This is a genomic window from Kibdelosporangium philippinense (assembly GCF_021390435.2).
GTDB classification, from domain to species: Bacteria; Actinomycetota; Actinomycetes; order Mycobacteriales; family Pseudonocardiaceae; genus Kibdelosporangium; species Kibdelosporangium philippinense.
Genome location: NZ_JAJVCN010000001.1, coordinates 3,577,620 through 3,594,444, shown reverse-complemented (window position 1 = coordinate 3,594,444; position 16,825 = coordinate 3,577,620). Strand labels below are relative to the sequence as shown.

Below are 16,825 nucleotides of genomic sequence, written 5' to 3'. Positions count from 1 at the left end.
TTCGCCGCGACGTTTGCGAACCGGATAGGAATCCGCTAGCGTTCAGTGAACCGGATACATATCCGGTTCACTCCCACCACACCGGGGAAAAGAGATCTGGTGGACGTTTCCCTTGAAGTCAACAACAGGACAGAACGGCTGAGCATCGATCCTGGTGTCACGTTACTCGACGCGTTACGTGAACGGCTCGGGATCACTGGTCCCAAGAAGGGCTGCGACCGTGGCCAGTGTGGCGCATGCACGGTCCACGTGGACGGCAGGCCCGTCCTTTCCTGTCTCACTCTTGCTGCGACCGTCACAGGGCCTGTGACCACTGTCGATGGGCTGGCGACCGGAGACGAGCTGCACCCGGTGCAGCAGGCGTTCGTCGACCAGGACGCCCTTCAGTGCGGGTTCTGCACATCTGGCCAAATCATGTCAGCTGTCGCCGCGGTTGAGCAGGATGTCGACGACGTGCGCGAATTCATGTCCGGCAACATCTGCCGGTGCGCGGCGTACCCGAACATCGTCGCGGCCGTCGAGCAGGCAAGGCGGGCCGATGCGACCGTTTGAGCTCGCGGCACCGGCCACAATCGAGGCGGCGCTGGCGACGAAGGGGACCTTCCTGGCCGGCGGCACGACCCTCGTTGACCTGATGAAACTCAATGTCCTCACGCCGCAGCACGTGCTGGACATCAACGCGTTGCCGTTGAGAGGCATCGACACGAGCAACGGGCTGCGCGTCGGTGCGCTGGAGCGGATGAGCGACGTCGCCCGGCACCACGGCGTGTACCCGGTCATCTCCAGTGCTCTTCTGCAGAGCGCGTCGCAGCAGCTGCGCAACATGGCCAGCATCGGTGGGAACCTGTTGCAGCGCACGAGGTGCGGCTATTTCCGTGACGTGAACATGCCCTGCAACAAGCGCAATCCGGGCAGCGGGTGCTCGGCCATCACCGGGGTCAACCGGATGCACGCGATCCTGGGGACAAGCGACTCGTGTGTGGCGACGCACGCCAGTGACGTGGCCGTCGCGCTGGTCGCGCTGGACGCGGAGATCACGCTGGCCAGCGCGGCAGGCACGCGCACGATCAAGCTCGACGACTTCTACCGTGTTCCTGGGGACACGCCGGAGGTCGAGAACGACTTGCGGCCGAGCGAGCTGATCACCGAGGTGGTAGTCCCGAAGCTGGCCTGGGCCGAGCGGTCGACCTACGTCAAGGTCCGCGACCGGCAGTCCTACGAGTTCGCGCTGTGTTCCGCCGCGGTTGCCTTGGGCATCCAGGACGGGCACGTTGCAGATGCCCGAGTTGCTGTCGGTGGCGTGGCGACCAAGCCGTGGCGGCTGACTGCGGTCGAGGAGGCTCTGCGCGGCAAGCCCGCGACGGTCGAGTCCTTTGAGGAGGCTGGGGCGATCGCGGCCGATGGGGCAAAGCCTCTGTCACACAACAGTTTCAAGCCGTCCTTGCTGCGGCGGACGGTTGTCCGGGCGCTGATCGAGGGGAGTCGCTGATGCCTAGCAGGGTTGACGGCCCGCTGAAGGTCACCGGCCGGGCCAAGTATGGCGCGGACAACGTCATTCCCGGGACCGTGCACGGTTACGTCGTGCTGAGCACGATCGCCAACGGCGAGGTCACGGCCATGGATGTCACCTCGGCAAGGAACGCGCGGGGTGTCATCGCCGTGTACACCCCGCTCGACCCGCTGGTGATCAGGCCGGTCCAGATGCCGATGTTCGGCGGCGAGTGGTGGGTTCCCTTGCAGGACAGGGAAGTCCGCTACTACGGCCAGCCGATCGGGTTCGTGGTCGCCGAGACGTTCGAGCAGGCCCGTGACGCGGCGATGACCATCACGGTCACCTATGCCGAGCGGCCCGCGGCGACCTCGATTGAAGATGGCATGGACACCGCCGAGCTGGCGCCGGTGCCGCCGCGCAACGCGCCGCCCGAGGTGATCGCTCTCGCCGAGGGTGTGGAGTCTATTGAGGACGCACTGGCCGGTAGTCCGGTCGTCGTCGACGGCACGTACTCCACTGCGACGCAGCACCATGTCGCGATGGAGCCGCATTCGGCTGTCGCCGTGTGGGATGCGGATGGCCTGACCGTCTACACCGGAAACCAGGCGGGCATGCTCCCGGCCGCGCAGCTGGCGCAGGCGATGGGCGTGGAGGAGTCGACGGTCCGGGTCGTGAACCCGTTTGTCGGCGGCGCGTTCGGCGGTAAGGCGTTCGCGTCGGCTCCCGCCTTCCTTGCCGCGGCCGCGGCGCGAGAGCTCGAACGGCCCGTCAAGTCGGCGCTGACCAGGGAACAGGCTTTCACCGCGACCGCGGGCAGGGCCTCGACCATTCAAAGGGTCACCCTTGGTGCGCAACGGGATGGCACGCTGATCGCGGTCCGGCACGACTCGTGGTCCAGTACCGGGATCGACCGGGTTTTCACCGAACCGACCTCGCACTCGACCTCTCCCGAGTGGTACGCCACCCAGAACCTGGCCATCAGCCAGCGACGGGTACCGCTGAACCTCCCGCCGGTGACCTTCATGCGGGCGCCGGGTGAGGCGCCGGGGTCGTTCGCGCTGGAGAGTGCGATGGACGAGCTGGCCGTCGCACTGGACATGGATCCGATCGAGCTGCGCCTGCGGAACAACTCGACCGGGCCGAGCGGGCACGATCTGAAATGGTCGAGCAAGTATCTGGACGAGTGCTACCGGCTCGGGGCGGATCGTTTCGGCTGGGCGGACCGTCGGCCGGGCGGCCGTACGGACGGCGACTGGCTGGTCGGGATGGGGATGGCCACGGCCGTGTTCCCGGCGGGCAGGTTCCCGGCGACCGTCCGGATCACCTTCCGCGAAGACGACACCGCCGAGGTCGCCACCGGCGGCGCCGACCCTGGTACCGGCCTGTTGACCGTGATGGGCTTGATCGGCGCGGAATCGCTGGACATCGGCACGGACAGGGTCACGCCGCTGCTTGGCGACTCCGCGTTGCCACCAGGCGGGATGTCCGGCGGGTCGACCGCGACGGCGAGCGTGAGTTCGGCGATCATGGTCGCGGCCGCGCAGGTGATCGACGACCTGACCGCACTGGCCTCGTCGCAGGGAGCGCCGTTCGAGGGACAGGAAGTGTCCTATGAGGACGGCCGAGTGATCGCGGGCGGCCGGTCGATGACGTTCGGCGAGCTGTTGCGGGCGACCAACCGGATCTCGATCTCCGCGACCGGGTCGGCCGGGCCGGGCGAAGAGATGACCAAGCACTCGTTCAGCTCGTTCGGCGCGCAGTTCGTCGAGGTCCGCGTGCACAAGTGGACGCGGGAAGCTCGGGTGTCGCGGATGCTCGGCGTGTTCGACGCCGGCCGGATCATCAACGAGCAGGTCGCGCGCAGCCAGCTGATGGGCGGCATGATCTGGGGCGTCTCGGCCGCGCTGCACGAGAGCCTCGATGTCGAGGCGAACGGCCGGTTCGCCAACGCCGACCTGGCCGGCTACCTGGTACCGGTGAACGCGGACATCCCGGAAGTCGATGTCCACTTTGTCCAGTACCCGGACACGTTGCACAACTCGTCCGGCGCCAAGGGTGTCGGTGAGATCGGCGTGGTCGGCATGGCGGCGGCGGTGGCGAACGCGATCTACAACGCCACTGGCATCCGCGTCCGGCACATCCCGATCATGATCGAGGACCTGCTGGACTGATCTTCTTGATATGGGTGAACTCCATCCCGATCATCGCGGCCGCGACGATCGGGATGGTTACCCACGAAGGAAACGCGACACCGCGAGCCAGATAACCGGGCCGGAACTTTGCGTTGAACCGGTAGAGCGACTCGACCTGGATCAACGGATCGAGCCGGTGCATCGCCCAGTAGCCAAGCTTGCCGAGCCTGGTCCGCTCGCCGCCCGCGTCGATCAACGTCCGGAACGCGGCGAAGTTCAGCGACACGGTCCGGACATTGTGGACACGCGCATACGCCACCAGGTCGACGATCATCCGTTCGTTCAACCCATTGGGGCCGTGACGAACCCTGCGCATCGAGTCGAGCGACAGGGCCGGACCGGCAGGAGCGTAACGCTGGAAACCCACAACATGGTCGCCTTCACGGGCGATCACGAGAACACAGTCCGGGTGCGTCCCGGTGAGTAGTTCGTCCAGGATCATCGAGAACCCGCGTTCCCGTGACCCGTTGAGCCATTGCGCCGACACTTCAGCCAGCTCCGCGCGAAGCTCGGGCGCCAGTTCGTCCTCACGCACCACGGTTGTGGTCACACCAGCGTTGTACGTGCGCTGGACAGCTTGCCGGACGTTGCGCATTTCCCGGCCAGTCAAGGAAAAGGCGTCGACATCGACAATGACTTCGTCGCCGATCCCCACGGTACGCAAGCCGTGCCGATGCCAGAGAGGCGCGAGCTCATCACGCATCCCGAGCACCGCAGGCCGCCACCCGGATCGCTCACAGAGCCGGACGAACTGGTCGACCGCGTCGGGGAAGGAGCCGGGGGAGCCCACGGGATCCCCGCCCACCACAGCGACCCCGAACAGCACCCGGTAGCCAAGCACCGCCCGGCCGTCACGGCTGAACACGTACGCCTTGTCGCGACGCAACATGAAGGGCGCCAACGTGTCCGCGGACGGATGCCCGACGAGATCCTTCACGCGCTCCCTCGTGGCGTCGTCCCCGGGCTTCGGCGAGGGGGCAGGCGCCAGCAGCACCGCCAAGGCGACGCTCACACCGAGCACGATCAGGGACCCGAGGTTCAGCCTGCCGTGGAAGACACCGTCGTAGATCCCGCCAACGGCCAGAACCGTCATACCGGACACTGTCGCGCCGCGAACTCGGGCCGGAGTCGGCACGGCAGGGAACGACGTGCGCCGCAGAGCCAGCGCCACACCGCCGATCACGAGCAGCAACGCGAGCAAACTGCGCCCGGCGGCAAGAACTCCGCACGCTGCCAAGACAAGCGCCACCCAATACGCGGCCTTTCTGCGGCGCAGCAAGCCATGCGCCACGACGAGCAGCACGATCGCGAACAGCCCGCCGGGCAACCTGCCGTAACAGGTCACCATGTGCGCCGCGGGCCGGACCCAGCTCGGCAACGCCACCCGAACCGCGGACAATGCCGCGATCACCCCGAAACCCGCCGTAACAAGACCAAACGGCCATACCGGACGGCGTGCTTTCCTTCCGCCTGACACGGCCAGACTGCGTGGCCGGTCAAGCACCCCTGTGGACACCCGCACCTGTCAAGTCTGCCAGACAGTCAATGACCAGCGAATTGTCCTCATTGGTCACAAACGTACCGTACGGAAGAACCCGCGGACGTCCTCGACGAACAACTCCGGTTGCTCGAACGCGCCGAAATGCCCGCCACGAGCGGGCTCGTTCCAGTAGCGGATGTCGGTAGCGCTTCTCGGCCCACCGCCGGGACGGCCGCTGGATCTCCTTGGGAAACACCGAGCAACCGCACGGCACGTCAATCGTCTCGCTCACAGTGCCCGTGATCCACTCGTCCACTTCGCGAATGCTTTCCCAGTAGAGCCGGGCGGACGACGCGCCGGTGCCGGTCAACCAGTAGAACATCACGTTGTCGAGCAACGCGTCGCGGCTGAACACGTTCTCCGGATGTCCGTCGCAGTCGGTCCACGCCCAGAACTTCTCGACGATCCACGCGCACAGCATCGCGGGCGAGTCGACGAGTCCATAACCGACAGTCTGCGGGCGGGTCGCGTGCACACGGGAGTACCCGGACTCCCACTCGGCCGCATACTCCAATGTGGCCAGTGCGGCCTGCTCTCGATCGGTCAGTGCGTCCAAAGTGGCCGGGTCCGGTGGTGCCAGCGGTGGTGAGAGGTGCATCCCGATCAGGTTCTCGGGGTGCAGCCGGGCGATTTCGGTCGAGACACTCGTGCCCCAGTCTCCGCTGGATGCCCCGAACCGCGCGTACCCCAATCGTCCCATAAGGACAGTCCAGGCTTCGGCGATCTTCCCGATACCCCAGCCACGCGAGGCAGGGCGGTCGCTGAAACCGAAGCCAGGCAGCGTCGGACAGACCACATGGAACGCGTCCTGACGATTGCCGCCATACGCGACCGGGTCGGTCAGCGGCCCAAGCACGTCGAGGAACTCGACGATCGACCCAGGCCAGCCGTGCGTGAGCACCAGTGGGACCGCGTCGGGTTCGGGCGATCGCACGTGCAGCAAATGGATACCCAGGCCGTCGATTTCGGTGCGGTACTGCGGGATCGCGTTCAGCCGCGCCTCGGTCGCCCGCCAGTCGTACTGCTCAGACCAGTACTCGCACAGCTCACGCAGGTAGCCAAGCGGTACGCCCTGCGACCAGTCATCGACCGTTTCTCGCTCCGGCCACCGGGTCGATCGCAGCTTCGTCCTGAGCAGAGCCAGATCCTCATCGGGAACCGCTATGCGGAACGGATCGATCACGCGGGCCTGCCGTAGGTCTCAAGTAGACGCAGCCAGATCTCGTTCATCGTCGGATAAGCGGGTACGGCATGCCACAGCCTGGCGATCGGCACTTGGCCGACAACCGCGAACGTGGCCGCCTGCAGCAGTTCGCTGACATCGGGTCCGACGAACGTCACACCAAGGATCACCGAGCGGTCCTCGTCGACGACCATCCGGGCCTTGCCCTCGTAGTCATCCGCGTGCACGCTCGCGCCTGCGATATTGCCAATGTCGTAATCCACGACCCGGATGGTGTAGCCAGCTTTCTTGGCGGCATCGGCGGTAAGGCCGACCGAAGCGATCTCCGGATCGGTGAACGTCACCTGTGGCACGGACTCGTGGTCGGCCGTCGCGACGTGCGTGCCCCAGGGCTGATCGGCGACAAGCGCGCCTTTGGCCCGTGCCGCGATGACGTCACCGGCGGCCCGTGCCTGGTACTTGCCTTGGTGGGTAAGCAAAGCCCGGTGGTTCACGTCGCCGACCGCATACAGCCAGTCGAAGCCGGGAACCACCATCGTGTCGTCGACCTCAAGCCACTTGCCCGGCGTCAGGCCGATGGTTTCCAAGCCGATATCCGAGGTCCGCGGCGTCCGGCCGGTCGCGACAAGCAGCTCGGTCGCGGTGACCACCGAACCGTCACCGGTTTCGATCACAACACCGTTTTCGTTGCGCTGTACACGTTTCGTCTCGGTGTTGAGCAGCACTGTCGCGCCAAGATCGCGCAGTGCCTTGACGACCGCCTCGCCAGCGAACGGCTCCAGGCCGCTGAGCAAGGTGCCGCGAGAGATCAACGTGACGGTCGTGCCGAACCCGGCGTACGCGGTGGCCATTTCGGTCGCGACCACGCCGCCGCCGATGATGGCGAGACTGTGCGGCGCCTGCTGCGCGCTAGTCGCCTCACGGCTGGTCCACGGTTTCGCGGCGCGCAGCCCATCGATGTCCGGGATCAACGCGTTCGACCCCGTGGCGATGGCGACGGCGTGCCGGGCCGTCAGCACAGTCTTGGACCCATCTGATGCGGTGACCGTGACCTCTTTGGTGCCGGTCAAGCGGCCGAACCCGCGAACGAGCGAGATGCCCGCGCCCTCCACCCACTCCACCTGGCCGTCGTCGGACCAGTCGTGGGTGAAGGAGTTCCGGCGCGCCAGAACCGCCTGCACATCGAGCTTTCCCGTCACGGCCTCGGCCGCGCCGGGCACGTGTTGCACTGCGCGCAGCAGAGCGCCCGACCGCAACAACGCCTTCGACGGCATACAGGCCCAGTACGAACACTCACCGCCGACGAGCTCATGCTCGACAAGGGCGACGGTCAGGCCGCCTTGGACGGCTCTGTCGGCGACGTTCTCGCCGACGGCCCCGGCGCCAAGCACGATGAGGTCGTACACGTGTCCCTCTTCCTAGTCTGGTGATCTGACGATCCGGTAGCCGGAGTCCCGCAGCTTCTGTGCCATGTGCTCCGCGTACCACTCTGGCCATTCCTCGTCGTACTCGCCACCCAGTTGCGATTCTTCGTATTCGCCGTGCGCCGCGGCCGTTTTCTTCAATACGGCCAGCAGGACCTCGATCACGTCATCGTCCGGGAGCACGGACTTTCACCTCCTGGAGTACCCAGCCGTTGCCGTCCGGGTCGCTGAATGTGGCGAAGGAGCCGTAGTCGGCGCGCTTCGGGTGCGGGCCGGTGACCCGGTTTTCCGTGCCCGCGTGGTGGAACACGCCGTCGGCGTCGTGGAAGACCTCGGAGATGCCGAGGCCTGCGCGACCGTGACACCGTCACCGAAGATGATCGAGCACTCCGAGCCGGGCGGGGTCAGCTGCACGACCCGGAAGTTCTTCTCGCTGACCGGGAAGTCAGCGTCCAGCCGGAAGCCGAGGGCCTCGTAGAACTCCCTTGATACGTCTACATCGGACACGGGCAGGACCACGACTTCGAGTTTCAGCTTCATGGCCGACAGGATCGCCGGTCGGCCTCGTCGCGGGCAAACCGTGGGAAAGGCCGCTGACCTGCGGCGTCAACAATCTGGCAATCGCCCATCCACTCTGTACCTACTAGTATGTACACTCGCCGGGTGGACACCAGGGAACGGCTGATCGAGAGCACGCGGGAACTGCTATGGGAGCGCGGCTACGTGGGAACGAGCCCGAAAGCGATCCAGGCGCACTCCGGCGCGGGTCAGGGCAGCATGTATCACCACTTCAGCGGCAAGCACGACCTGGCGCTGGCCGCGATCACCCGAAACGCTGAGGACCTGCGGGCAAGGGCCGAGGCCGCTTTCACTCAGCGCGGCCCGGCGTTTGACCGGATCGCGGCTTACCTGCGCAGGGAACGGGACGCGCTCAGAGGCTGTCCGGTCGGGCGGCTGACCCAGGATCCTGACGTGATGGCCGATTCGGCGCTGCGTAAACCGGTCGAGGACACGTTCGCGTGGTTGACCGACCGGATCGCCGGGATCCTGGCCGAAGAGTCCCGATTGGACCCTCGGACGACAGCGACCGCGTTGGTCGCGGTTCTGCAAGGCGGTTACGTGCTCGCGCGGGCCGCTGGATCGGCCGATGTGTACGCCGACGCGGTCGATGGCGCCCTCGGCCTGCTGGAAGGTCACCTTCCGGAAGGGAACTGACATGCCGTTTGTCCGGATAGACACGATGCGTGCCGACAGCGATCGGCTCGACGGGCTTGGCCGAGCTGTCCATGAGGCCATGGTGGACACGATCGGCATTCCGCCTGACGACAAGTTCCAGGTCCTGACCAGCCACGACGGAATCCGCTATGACGCCAATTTCCTAGGCATTCAGCGGGATGACGACGTTGTCTTCGTGTCGATCACGTTCCGATCAGGCCGGACGACCGAGCAGAAAGTGGCGCTGTACAAGCGGATCGCTGAGCTCGTCGAGAAGTACACGTCGGTCGAGCCGCGGAACGTATTTGTCCATCTGGTTGAAAACCAGCCAACGGACTGGTCGTTCGGTAACGGGATCGCCCAGTACATCGCTTGATAATTTCTTGTCCACTTTGTCGTCTTGACCTTCACGCCGAGTACCCCGAAGCTTCCTGTCAACGTTGTCAAAGATCTGATCGGAGCTTGCAATGGCGCATGACGACGGCGGCGGTGTTTCCCGGCGTCAGGTGTTGACCACCGGATCCGGCTTACTCGCCGGCTTCGGCCTGACCACCATGGTGCCCGGTGTCGCCCACGGCCGCTCCCGACCAGGTTGACGTGCAACGACAGCTCAGTGACCTCGCACTGTTCCGGCCGGTGACGGTCTCGTCGACGGACTACGCGGCCACCCCGGCCGAGTTCGCTGTGGACGGTCTCGCACAGGTTGGCGTGCAGGGATCGGGCTGGCGCGCGGCACAGGGTGACTCGCAGTGGCTCATTGTGGACTTGCAGGGCCGGTGCGACGTCAGCTCGGTCGTGCTCACCTTCGAGGCCAAGCCTGGTGACGGCCCGTTCGACGCGAACGGCCCGCGTGACCGGACGTTGGGCAACGAGATCCAGTCGAGCTACGCCACGATCTTTGACCTGGACGTTTCCGAGGACGGCCGGACCTGGCGGACGGTTTACCGGACCGAGTCCGGCGCCGGAGGCGTGGTCAACATCCCGCTGACGCCGACCGTCCGGACGCGATGGGTCCGGTTCTCGTCGTCACGCCGGTCCAACACCAACCTGGTGGGCCTCAACGGCTTCCAGGTCTACGGCACGAGCAGGGACAACCGCCCGGCCGTGCGCGGCTGGACGAACTGGCCGGTCCGCGACCGGGACAACCCGCCCGCGTTGACCGTCGCGCCCGATGGGTCGGTGCCGATCGAGTCCGGCTGGGTGCTGACCATGCAGGACTTCGCGCCGAGCTCCGACGGTGCTGTGCTGTCCGGCCCGTCAGTTGACACGCGCGGCTGGGTGCCCGCGACCGTGCCCGGCACAGTGCTGGCCTCGCTTGTCGAGCAAGGACACCTGCCGGATCCGGTGTACGGCATGAACAACCTGAAGATCCCGGAGGCGCTGTCCCGGCACGCGTGGTGGTATCGCCGCACGTTCAGCGTGCCGCGCGGCCTGGACACCAGCACGGGTAAGTACATCTGGTTGGAGTTCGACGGCATCAACCACGAAGCGGAATTTTGGCTCAACGGAGCCAAAATCGGATCCATCGTCTCGGCGTTCGGCCGTTCGGTGCTGAACGTGACCGCAGCGCTGCGTCGCAACGCCGACCAGAACCTCGCCGTGAAGATCTCGCCGATGCCGTTCCCCGGCAGCCCCGGTGACAAGGGGGTTCGCGGGGAGGCGTGGGTCAGCGCCAACACGACGATGTTCAAGAACTCGCCGACCTATCTGGCCGCGTCCGGGTGGGACTGGATGCCCGCGGTTCGTGACCGCGCTTCGGGTATCTGGAACCACGTCCGGCTCCGGTCGACCGGTGCTGTGCTCGTGGGTGATCTTCGCGTCGACAGCGTTGTGCCGAACCTGTCCACTGCCGAGGTCACGCTGACCGTGCCGGTCCGCAACGTCGCTCCGACCGCGCAGCGCACGACCGTGACCGCGGCGTTCAACGGGATCAAGATCAGCTCCACGGTCACTGTGCCCGCAGGCCAGGAAGTCGCCGTTGTCTTCGCGCCGAAGACGCACGCCCAGATGCGGATCCAGAACCCGAAACTGTGGTGGCCCAACGGTTACGGCGACCCGACCTTGCACGAGCTGACCGTCACAGCGGCGATTGGCAGCACGGTCAGCGACCGCAAGACCCAGAAGATCGGTATCCGGCAGATCCAGTACCAATACGACCTGCCGATCACGGTCGTCGACGGCCGTGCCGAGCAGAAGGTCGACTTCGCGCCACAGCAGGCCCGGTACGTCCGAATGCAGGGTGGCAGGCGCGCCACCAGTTGGGGCTTCTCGCTGTGGTCGATGTCCGTTGTGGACAGCAAATCCGCGGGCACCGACTTGGCTTTGAACAAGACGGCCGAGGCATCGTCCTCAGCGGACGGTACCTCGCCTGCCAATGCCTTCGACGGCAACTCCGGGTCGCGCTGGACCTCGAACTACCAGGACAATGAGTGGGTCCAGGTCGACTTCGGCTCGGCGGTGACGTTCGACCGGGTCGTGCTGACCTGGGAGACGGCGTACGCGGCGACCTTCAAGATCCAGGTCTCACAGGACGGCCAGTCCTGGACCGATGTGTCGTCTGTGGACAACGCGCCGAAGCCACTTGTCCTCATTGTCAACGGCGTCAAGGTGTTCGCCCGCGGCGGTAGCTGGGGCTGGGACGAACTGCTGCGCCGCATGCCTGCCTCGCGGGTCGACGCGGCGGTGGCGTTGCACAGGGACATGAACTTCACGCTGATCCGTAACTGGGTCGGCTCGTCCTATCGCGAGGAACTGTTCCAGGCGTGCGACAAGTACGGAATCCTGCTGTGGAACGAGTTCTGGCTCGGCTGGGGCTACGATCCAGACAACCATGACACGTTTTTCGTGCAGGCCAAGGACACCGTGCTGCGTTACCGCTCGCACGCCTGCGCGACCGTGTGGTTCGGGTGTAACGAGGGCAGCCCGCCATCGTCCGTCGACAAGGTGCTGCGCGAAATTGTCGAAAGCAACACCGACATGCTGTACGCGCCCAACTCGGCCAGTGGTGTGATCACCGGCGACGGCACCTACCGCTGGCTGGACCCGCGGCAGTACTTCAGTTTCGAGGCCACCGGCGGAAAATCCGGTTTCTGGAGCGAGATCGGCCTGCCGACGGTGTCCGTTGTGGAGAGTATGCGCAACCTCGTCGGGCCCGGGGAATCGGGCTGGCCGATCGGTGCCGCGTGGTACATGCACGACTGGTCGACCAACGGAAACCAGCAGCCGCAGGGATATCAGGCCGCGATCGACGCCAGGCTCGCGCCGTCGACCAGCCTTGCCGAGTTCTGCCGCAAGGCGCAGTTCGTCAACTACGAGAGCATGCGCGCGATCTTCGAAGCCTGGAACACGAGGCTGTGGAACGACGCGTCCGGTGTTCTGCTGTGGATGTCGCATCCGGCGTGGCACAGCACGGTCTGGCAGACCTATGACTACGACATGGACGTCAACGGCAGCGTCTACGGCGCCAGGAAAGGCTGCGAGCAACGGCACATTCAGGCCAACCTGCAAAACTGGCAAGTAACTGCCATCAACCACACCGCCACGGCCTTGTCCGGCGTGACGGTCAGGGCGCAACTGTTCGGCTTGGACGGCAAAACCATTGGGGCGCCTCAGGAGCAGAAGATCGATGTCGCGCCATCGTAGACCACGTCCACGTTCACGGTGCCGTTCGATGACACGCTGCCTGCGTTCCATCTGTTGCGGCTGACCATGACCGACGCGGGCGGCGCGGTGATCTCCGAGAACACCTACTGGCGCTACCGCACCGACACGTCGATGCGGGCGCTCAACCAGCTGTCCTACACGCAGCTCGCAGTGACCATGAGCTCCACAAAGGACGGATACACGGCAACGATCCGCAACACGGGCAAGACCGTTGCCGCGATGGTCCGGCTGTCACTGCGGGAACGCAACGGGACTGACCGTGTCCTGCCGACTCTGTACGGCGACAACTACTTCTGGTTGCTGCCAGGGGAAAGCCGGACGGTCACGATCAACCCGCAACGCTCGGTCAGCCATCCCCGTCTACTGGCCGAGGCGTACAACAGCACACCCAAGCTGAGCTGATCACTTGCCCCAGTCGTCGTACCGGGTCTCGCCGAGTTGACCGTCGGGACCCGGGACGAGCTCCTCGTGGATGAGCGTGCCGAAGTAGGGCGCGGCTGGGTCGGCGATGACCTCACGAGTGTCGCCTTCGCGGGCAAGGGCCTTGCTGGCGAACTCGGCCATCGAGAACTTCTCCGGGCCACCGATCTCGATGACGCCGTTCACCGGGGCGCCCGCGGTCGCCTTGGCGACCATCCTGGCCACGTCGTCGGACGCGATCGGCTGGACAGCGCCACTGGACAGCCGGGCAACTCCGTCCTGGGTCGCCGAATCGGCGATGGCCTTGCCGAACTCGAAGAACTGGGTGGAGCGCACGATGGTGTACGGGACACCCGATGACTTGATCAGGTTCTCCTGCGCGACCTTCGCCCGCAGGTAGCCGCTGTCCGGAAGCAGGTCGGCACCGACGATCGACAGCGCGACGTGGTGGCCGACGCCTGCCTCACGCTCGGCGGCGATCTGGTTCTCGGTCGAGGTACGGAAGAAGTCCATCACGTCGTCGTCGGCGAACGACGGCGAGTTGGTGACGTCGAGTACGACGTCCGCGCCAGCCAGTGCTTCCTTGAGGCCCTCGCCGGTGAGGACGTTCACCCCGGACTGGAGTGACGCCGCGACCGCCTCGTGGCCGTGGCTGGTCAGATGAGCGATGACCTTGGAGCCGATCAGGCCGGATCCGCCGAGGACGACGATCTTCATGGTGCGCCTTTCACTGGGTGCTAGCTCGGTCGTCAGCTAAGTGGTCACGATCGGAAGTCTGTCGGGGGTCTCGACGGCCCAGCTTCCCGCTAGGAGGCCGCTGAATAATCGGCGTGTCGCCCCAGGATGTGGGTTTGAGCTGGGAGAATCGTTTCATGCAGGGTGTGGAGCGTGGTGATCGGGAGCTGCTGGACGCGGAGGCGCTGGTCGGTCATCTGGTCCCGGCGGGGAGCATGTTCGCGTTCCTGGCCGGGCATCGCCGGAATCTGTTCCCCGATGGAGAGTTCGAGGATCTGTTCCCCTCGGGCAAGGGACGGCCCTCGATCCCGGCGTCGGTGATGGCCTCCATCCTGGTGTTGCAGACCCTGCATGATCTCTCGGATCGGGAGACCGCTGAGGCGGCCCGGTGTGACCTGCGGTGGAAGGTCGCGACCGGGATGGCATTGGACGACAAGGGATTCGACCCCTCGACGCTGGTGTACTGGCGCAAACGACTGGCCACCTCGGGGCGGCCGCATCGGATCAACGACGCGGTGCGCACGGTCGTCGAGGAGACCGGGATCCTGCGTGGCCGCCGCAAGCGGGCGGTGGATTCCACGATCCTGGCCGACGCGGTCGCCACCCAGGACACCATCACCCAGCTGATCTCGGCGATCCGGCGGGTGGATCGGCAGGTGCCCGGCGCGGCGGGGCAGATCGCGAAGGTGTGTACCGGCCATGACTACAGTCGGCCGGACAAGCCGAGGATCGACTGGGACGACCCGGCCGCCAGGGACGCGCTGGTCTCCGCGCTGGTCAACGATGCGAACGCGCTGGTGGCGGCGCTGGCCGATACCGAACTGGAAGGCGACGCGGAGTTCGCGTTGGCGTTGCTGGCGTTGGTCGCCGGTCAGGATGTCGAGCCCGCCGAGGGCAGTGACGGCACTGATGGGCGGTGGCGGATCGCCCGCAAGGTCGCCCCGGACCGGGTGGTGTCCACAGTGGATCCGGATGCGCGGCATACCCGCAAGTCCCCGGAGAACCGGCGGGACGGGTATCGGGCGCACGTGGCGGCCGAGCCCGAGACCGGGATCGTCACCGACGAGAAGGTGACCACGGCCGCCGGCACGGAGAACTCCGACCCCGCTGTGGCCGAGGAGTTCCTCGACGCCGAGGACGGCAAGCGCGCGTGGTACGGCGATTCCGCCTATGGCACAGGGGATCTACGCGGTGGGATCGACGATGCCGGGCATGAGGCGGTGATCAAGCCCAAGCCGCTGCGGGCTCCGGTCGAGGGCGGATTCACCGTGGACGACTTCACCGTGGACGAGCAAGCGGGCACGGTCACCTGCCCCAACGACATCACCCGCCCGATCAGCCGGACCCGGGTCGCCACCTTTGGCGCTCTCTGTCGTGCCTGCTCACTGCGTGCACAGTGCACCACGTCCAAGACCGGCCGTAAAATCGTTCTGCACCCACGAGATGACCTGCTGCGCCAAGCCCGACGCGACTGGGCGGACAAGCCCGAACTGCGCGAGAGCTACAGGACGTTCCGCCCCAACGTGGAACGGGTCATCTCCCAGATCGCCAGCCGCGGTGGCCGACGTCTCAAACTCCGATATCTAGGCACCGGCAAGAACAACGCCTGGCTCAAACGCCGCACCGCAGCCTTGAACCTCCGCAACCTCATCGGTCGCGGCCTGACCCATGCGGCGGGCGCTTGGACCCTGGCTACCTGAGGGAAACCACGGCCCAACCCCCAGTCTTGGGGGTTGTGAACCTCGTCGAGCAACCGCCCTGGGCTCCCTGAACGCCCAGCATCGCCCATGAATCAGCAAGGCCCAGGTCCTCGCCTGCCATCACTCGGTGACAACCAACCCGCAAACCACCCTAATTCAGCGGCCTCCTAGCCAGATTTTCCTCTGGGCAGCACCGGCCAAAGGCGCCGGTACAACACCGGTACCGGCCCCTTTGCCCGGCACACTCAGCGAAAACCTGGATCCGCCGGATACCCCCAACGAACTTCCGATCGCAACCACTAAGACAGGGCCAACGACCGAACTGTGACAGCCTTCTGGGACACCCTCAGCGAAACTGCGCCAATTTTTCCGGGTTCATCAGCCACAGCACCTGGTCGATGCCGTTTTCCGAGGTCGAGATGCTGACCACGCCATACGGCTGCCCGTCCTTGCGCAGAACGGCTGCGGGCAGCCCGTTGACCTCGGTGAACGTGACGTCCACGCCCTCCCAGAACGAGTGCGCGTACGCCACGATGACCTTCGCGACAACCGGCAGGCCGAACAGCGGAACCTTGGACGCCATCCGGACCGCGCCATTGCTGTCCGCGTAGCTCACGACATCCGCGGCAAGCAATTTCTCCAGCTCAGCCATGTCCCCGTTCTTCGCGGCCGCGATGAACGCGGTCAGCAGCCTGCGCTGTTCCTCAGGGGTCACCGGCGTCCGACGCTCGGCGGCCAGATGCTTACGCGCCCGGCTGACCAGCTGACGCGCCGAGGCCTCGCTGACCTGGATAATCTCCGCGATCTGCGGATACGGATAGTCAAACGCCTCCCGCAGGACGTAGGCAGCCCGCTCGGTAGGCGTGAGCTTTTCCAGCAGGACCAGCACGGCGATCTCCAGCGCCGCATCCCGCTCGGCGCCCAGCTGCGGGTCCGACGAGGTGTCGACCGGCTCGGGCAGCCACGGCCCGACGTAAGTTTCGTGCCGCGCACGCGCGGTCTGCCCAGCGTTGATCGCCAGCCGAGTGGTGACCGTCGCCAGGAAGGCAGCGGGGTTCTTCACCTCGGCGTGGTCGTAGTTCTGCCAACGCAACCAGACTTCTTGCAGCAGGTCTTCGGCGTCGACCGCGCTACCGAGCATGCGGTACGCGATCCCGAACAGCCGTGGGCGTACTTCCGAGAACAACTCCAAGGCAAGGGTGCTCACGTCCCCACTGTAAACACAGGTCTGCCGATGGGCGGTCCGGCGGACCTTGACTTA

General features: G+C 65.8%; 14 protein-coding genes and 1 pseudogene. 8 read left to right on the top strand and 7 right to left on the bottom strand.

The genetic code is table 11. The features are described 5' to 3' along the window. Positions 1–99: 99 nt before the first annotated feature. From LWC34_RS16630 to LWC34_RS16620, 3 genes are read left to right on the top strand one after another with little or no spacing between them, the layout of a single operon-like run. Positions 100–552 carry a (2Fe-2S)-binding protein gene (locus LWC34_RS16630; RefSeq protein ID WP_233725965.1) on the top strand — a complete coding sequence of 151 codons (453 nt, stop codon included), beginning with the start codon at positions 100–102 and terminating at the stop codon, positions 550–552. After that, entirely contained in the window at positions 539–1,489 is a 951-nt protein-coding gene (locus LWC34_RS16625; protein ID WP_233725964.1) for an FAD binding domain-containing protein, read from the top strand. Before LWC34_RS16630 ends, LWC34_RS16625 begins: the two co-directional genes overlap by 14 nt. After that, positions 1,489–3,663, top strand: coding sequence for a xanthine dehydrogenase family protein molybdopterin-binding subunit (locus tag LWC34_RS16620; RefSeq protein ID WP_233725963.1), 2,175 nt, complete (start codon positions 1,489–1,491; stop codon positions 3,661–3,663). The genes LWC34_RS16625 and LWC34_RS16620 overlap by 1 nt, the downstream gene beginning before the upstream one ends. Here LWC34_RS16620 and LWC34_RS16615 read toward each other — a convergent pair. From LWC34_RS16615 to LWC34_RS16595, 5 genes and pseudogenes are all read right to left on the bottom strand, one after another. After that, positions 3,638–5,206, bottom strand: a complete 1,569-nt coding sequence (locus tag LWC34_RS16615; protein ID WP_233725962.1) for a bifunctional lysylphosphatidylglycerol flippase/synthetase MprF — start codon at positions 5,204–5,206, stop codon at positions 3,638–3,640. The genes LWC34_RS16620 and LWC34_RS16615 overlap by 26 nt on opposite strands. A gap of 48 nt (positions 5,207–5,254) precedes the next feature. Continuing rightward, positions 5,255–6,407: pseudogene (locus LWC34_RS16610) on the bottom strand (epoxide hydrolase family protein). After that, positions 6,404–7,813, bottom strand: coding sequence for a dihydrolipoyl dehydrogenase family protein (locus tag LWC34_RS16605; RefSeq protein WP_233725961.1), 1,410 nt, complete (start codon positions 7,811–7,813; stop codon positions 6,404–6,406). Before LWC34_RS16605 ends, LWC34_RS16610 begins: the two are co-directional and overlap by 4 nt. A gap of 12 nt (positions 7,814–7,825) precedes the next feature. Then, on the bottom strand, positions 7,826–8,014 hold the full coding sequence (locus LWC34_RS16600) for a cupredoxin domain-containing protein (RefSeq protein WP_233725960.1): 189 nt from the start codon (positions 8,012–8,014) through the stop codon (positions 7,826–7,828). A 6-nt stretch (positions 8,015–8,020) separates the two neighbouring features. Next, positions 8,021–8,371, bottom strand: coding sequence for a hypothetical protein (locus tag LWC34_RS16595; protein WP_233725959.1), 351 nt, complete (start codon positions 8,369–8,371; stop codon positions 8,021–8,023). 123 nt (positions 8,372–8,494) lie between these two features. On the opposite strand from LWC34_RS16595, the gene LWC34_RS16590 reads away from it, so the two are divergent. The 4 genes from LWC34_RS16590 (at position 8,495) to LWC34_RS16575 (ending at position 13,111) form a co-directional block, all read left to right on the top strand. Then, on the top strand, positions 8,495–9,046 hold the full coding sequence (locus LWC34_RS16590; RefSeq protein ID WP_233725958.1) for a TetR/AcrR family transcriptional regulator: 552 nt from the start codon (positions 8,495–8,497) through the stop codon (positions 9,044–9,046). A 1-nt stretch (position 9,047) separates the two neighbouring features. Next, positions 9,048–9,422, top strand: a complete 375-nt coding sequence (locus tag LWC34_RS16585) for a tautomerase family protein (RefSeq protein ID WP_233725957.1) — start codon at positions 9,048–9,050, stop codon at positions 9,420–9,422. 188 nt (positions 9,423–9,610) lie between these two features. After that, positions 9,611–12,688, top strand: coding sequence for a discoidin domain-containing protein (locus LWC34_RS58070; RefSeq protein ID WP_233725956.1), 3,078 nt, complete (start codon positions 9,611–9,613; stop codon positions 12,686–12,688). 18 nt (positions 12,689–12,706) lie between these two features. Beyond that, on the top strand, positions 12,707–13,111 hold the full coding sequence (locus LWC34_RS16575; protein WP_233725955.1) for a glycoside hydrolase family 2 protein: 405 nt from the start codon (positions 12,707–12,709) through the stop codon (positions 13,109–13,111). Here LWC34_RS16575 and LWC34_RS16570 read toward each other — a convergent pair whose 3' ends face one another. Further along, positions 13,112–13,846 carry an SDR family oxidoreductase gene (locus LWC34_RS16570; protein WP_233725954.1) on the bottom strand — a complete coding sequence of 245 codons (735 nt, stop codon included), beginning with the start codon at positions 13,844–13,846 and terminating at the stop codon, positions 13,112–13,114. A gap of 155 nt (positions 13,847–14,001) precedes the next feature. Here LWC34_RS16570 and LWC34_RS16565 point away from each other — a divergent pair, with 155 nt between their 5' ends. Next, positions 14,002–15,564, top strand: coding sequence for an IS1182 family transposase (locus LWC34_RS16565; RefSeq protein WP_233723308.1), 1,563 nt, complete (start codon positions 14,002–14,004; stop codon positions 15,562–15,564). A 346-nt stretch (positions 15,565–15,910) separates the two neighbouring features. Here LWC34_RS16565 and LWC34_RS16560 read toward each other — a convergent pair whose 3' ends face one another. Then, on the bottom strand, positions 15,911–16,771 hold the full coding sequence (locus LWC34_RS16560; protein WP_233725953.1) for an RNA polymerase sigma-70 factor: 861 nt from the start codon (positions 16,769–16,771) through the stop codon (positions 15,911–15,913). Positions 16,772–16,825 lie beyond the last annotated feature (54 nt).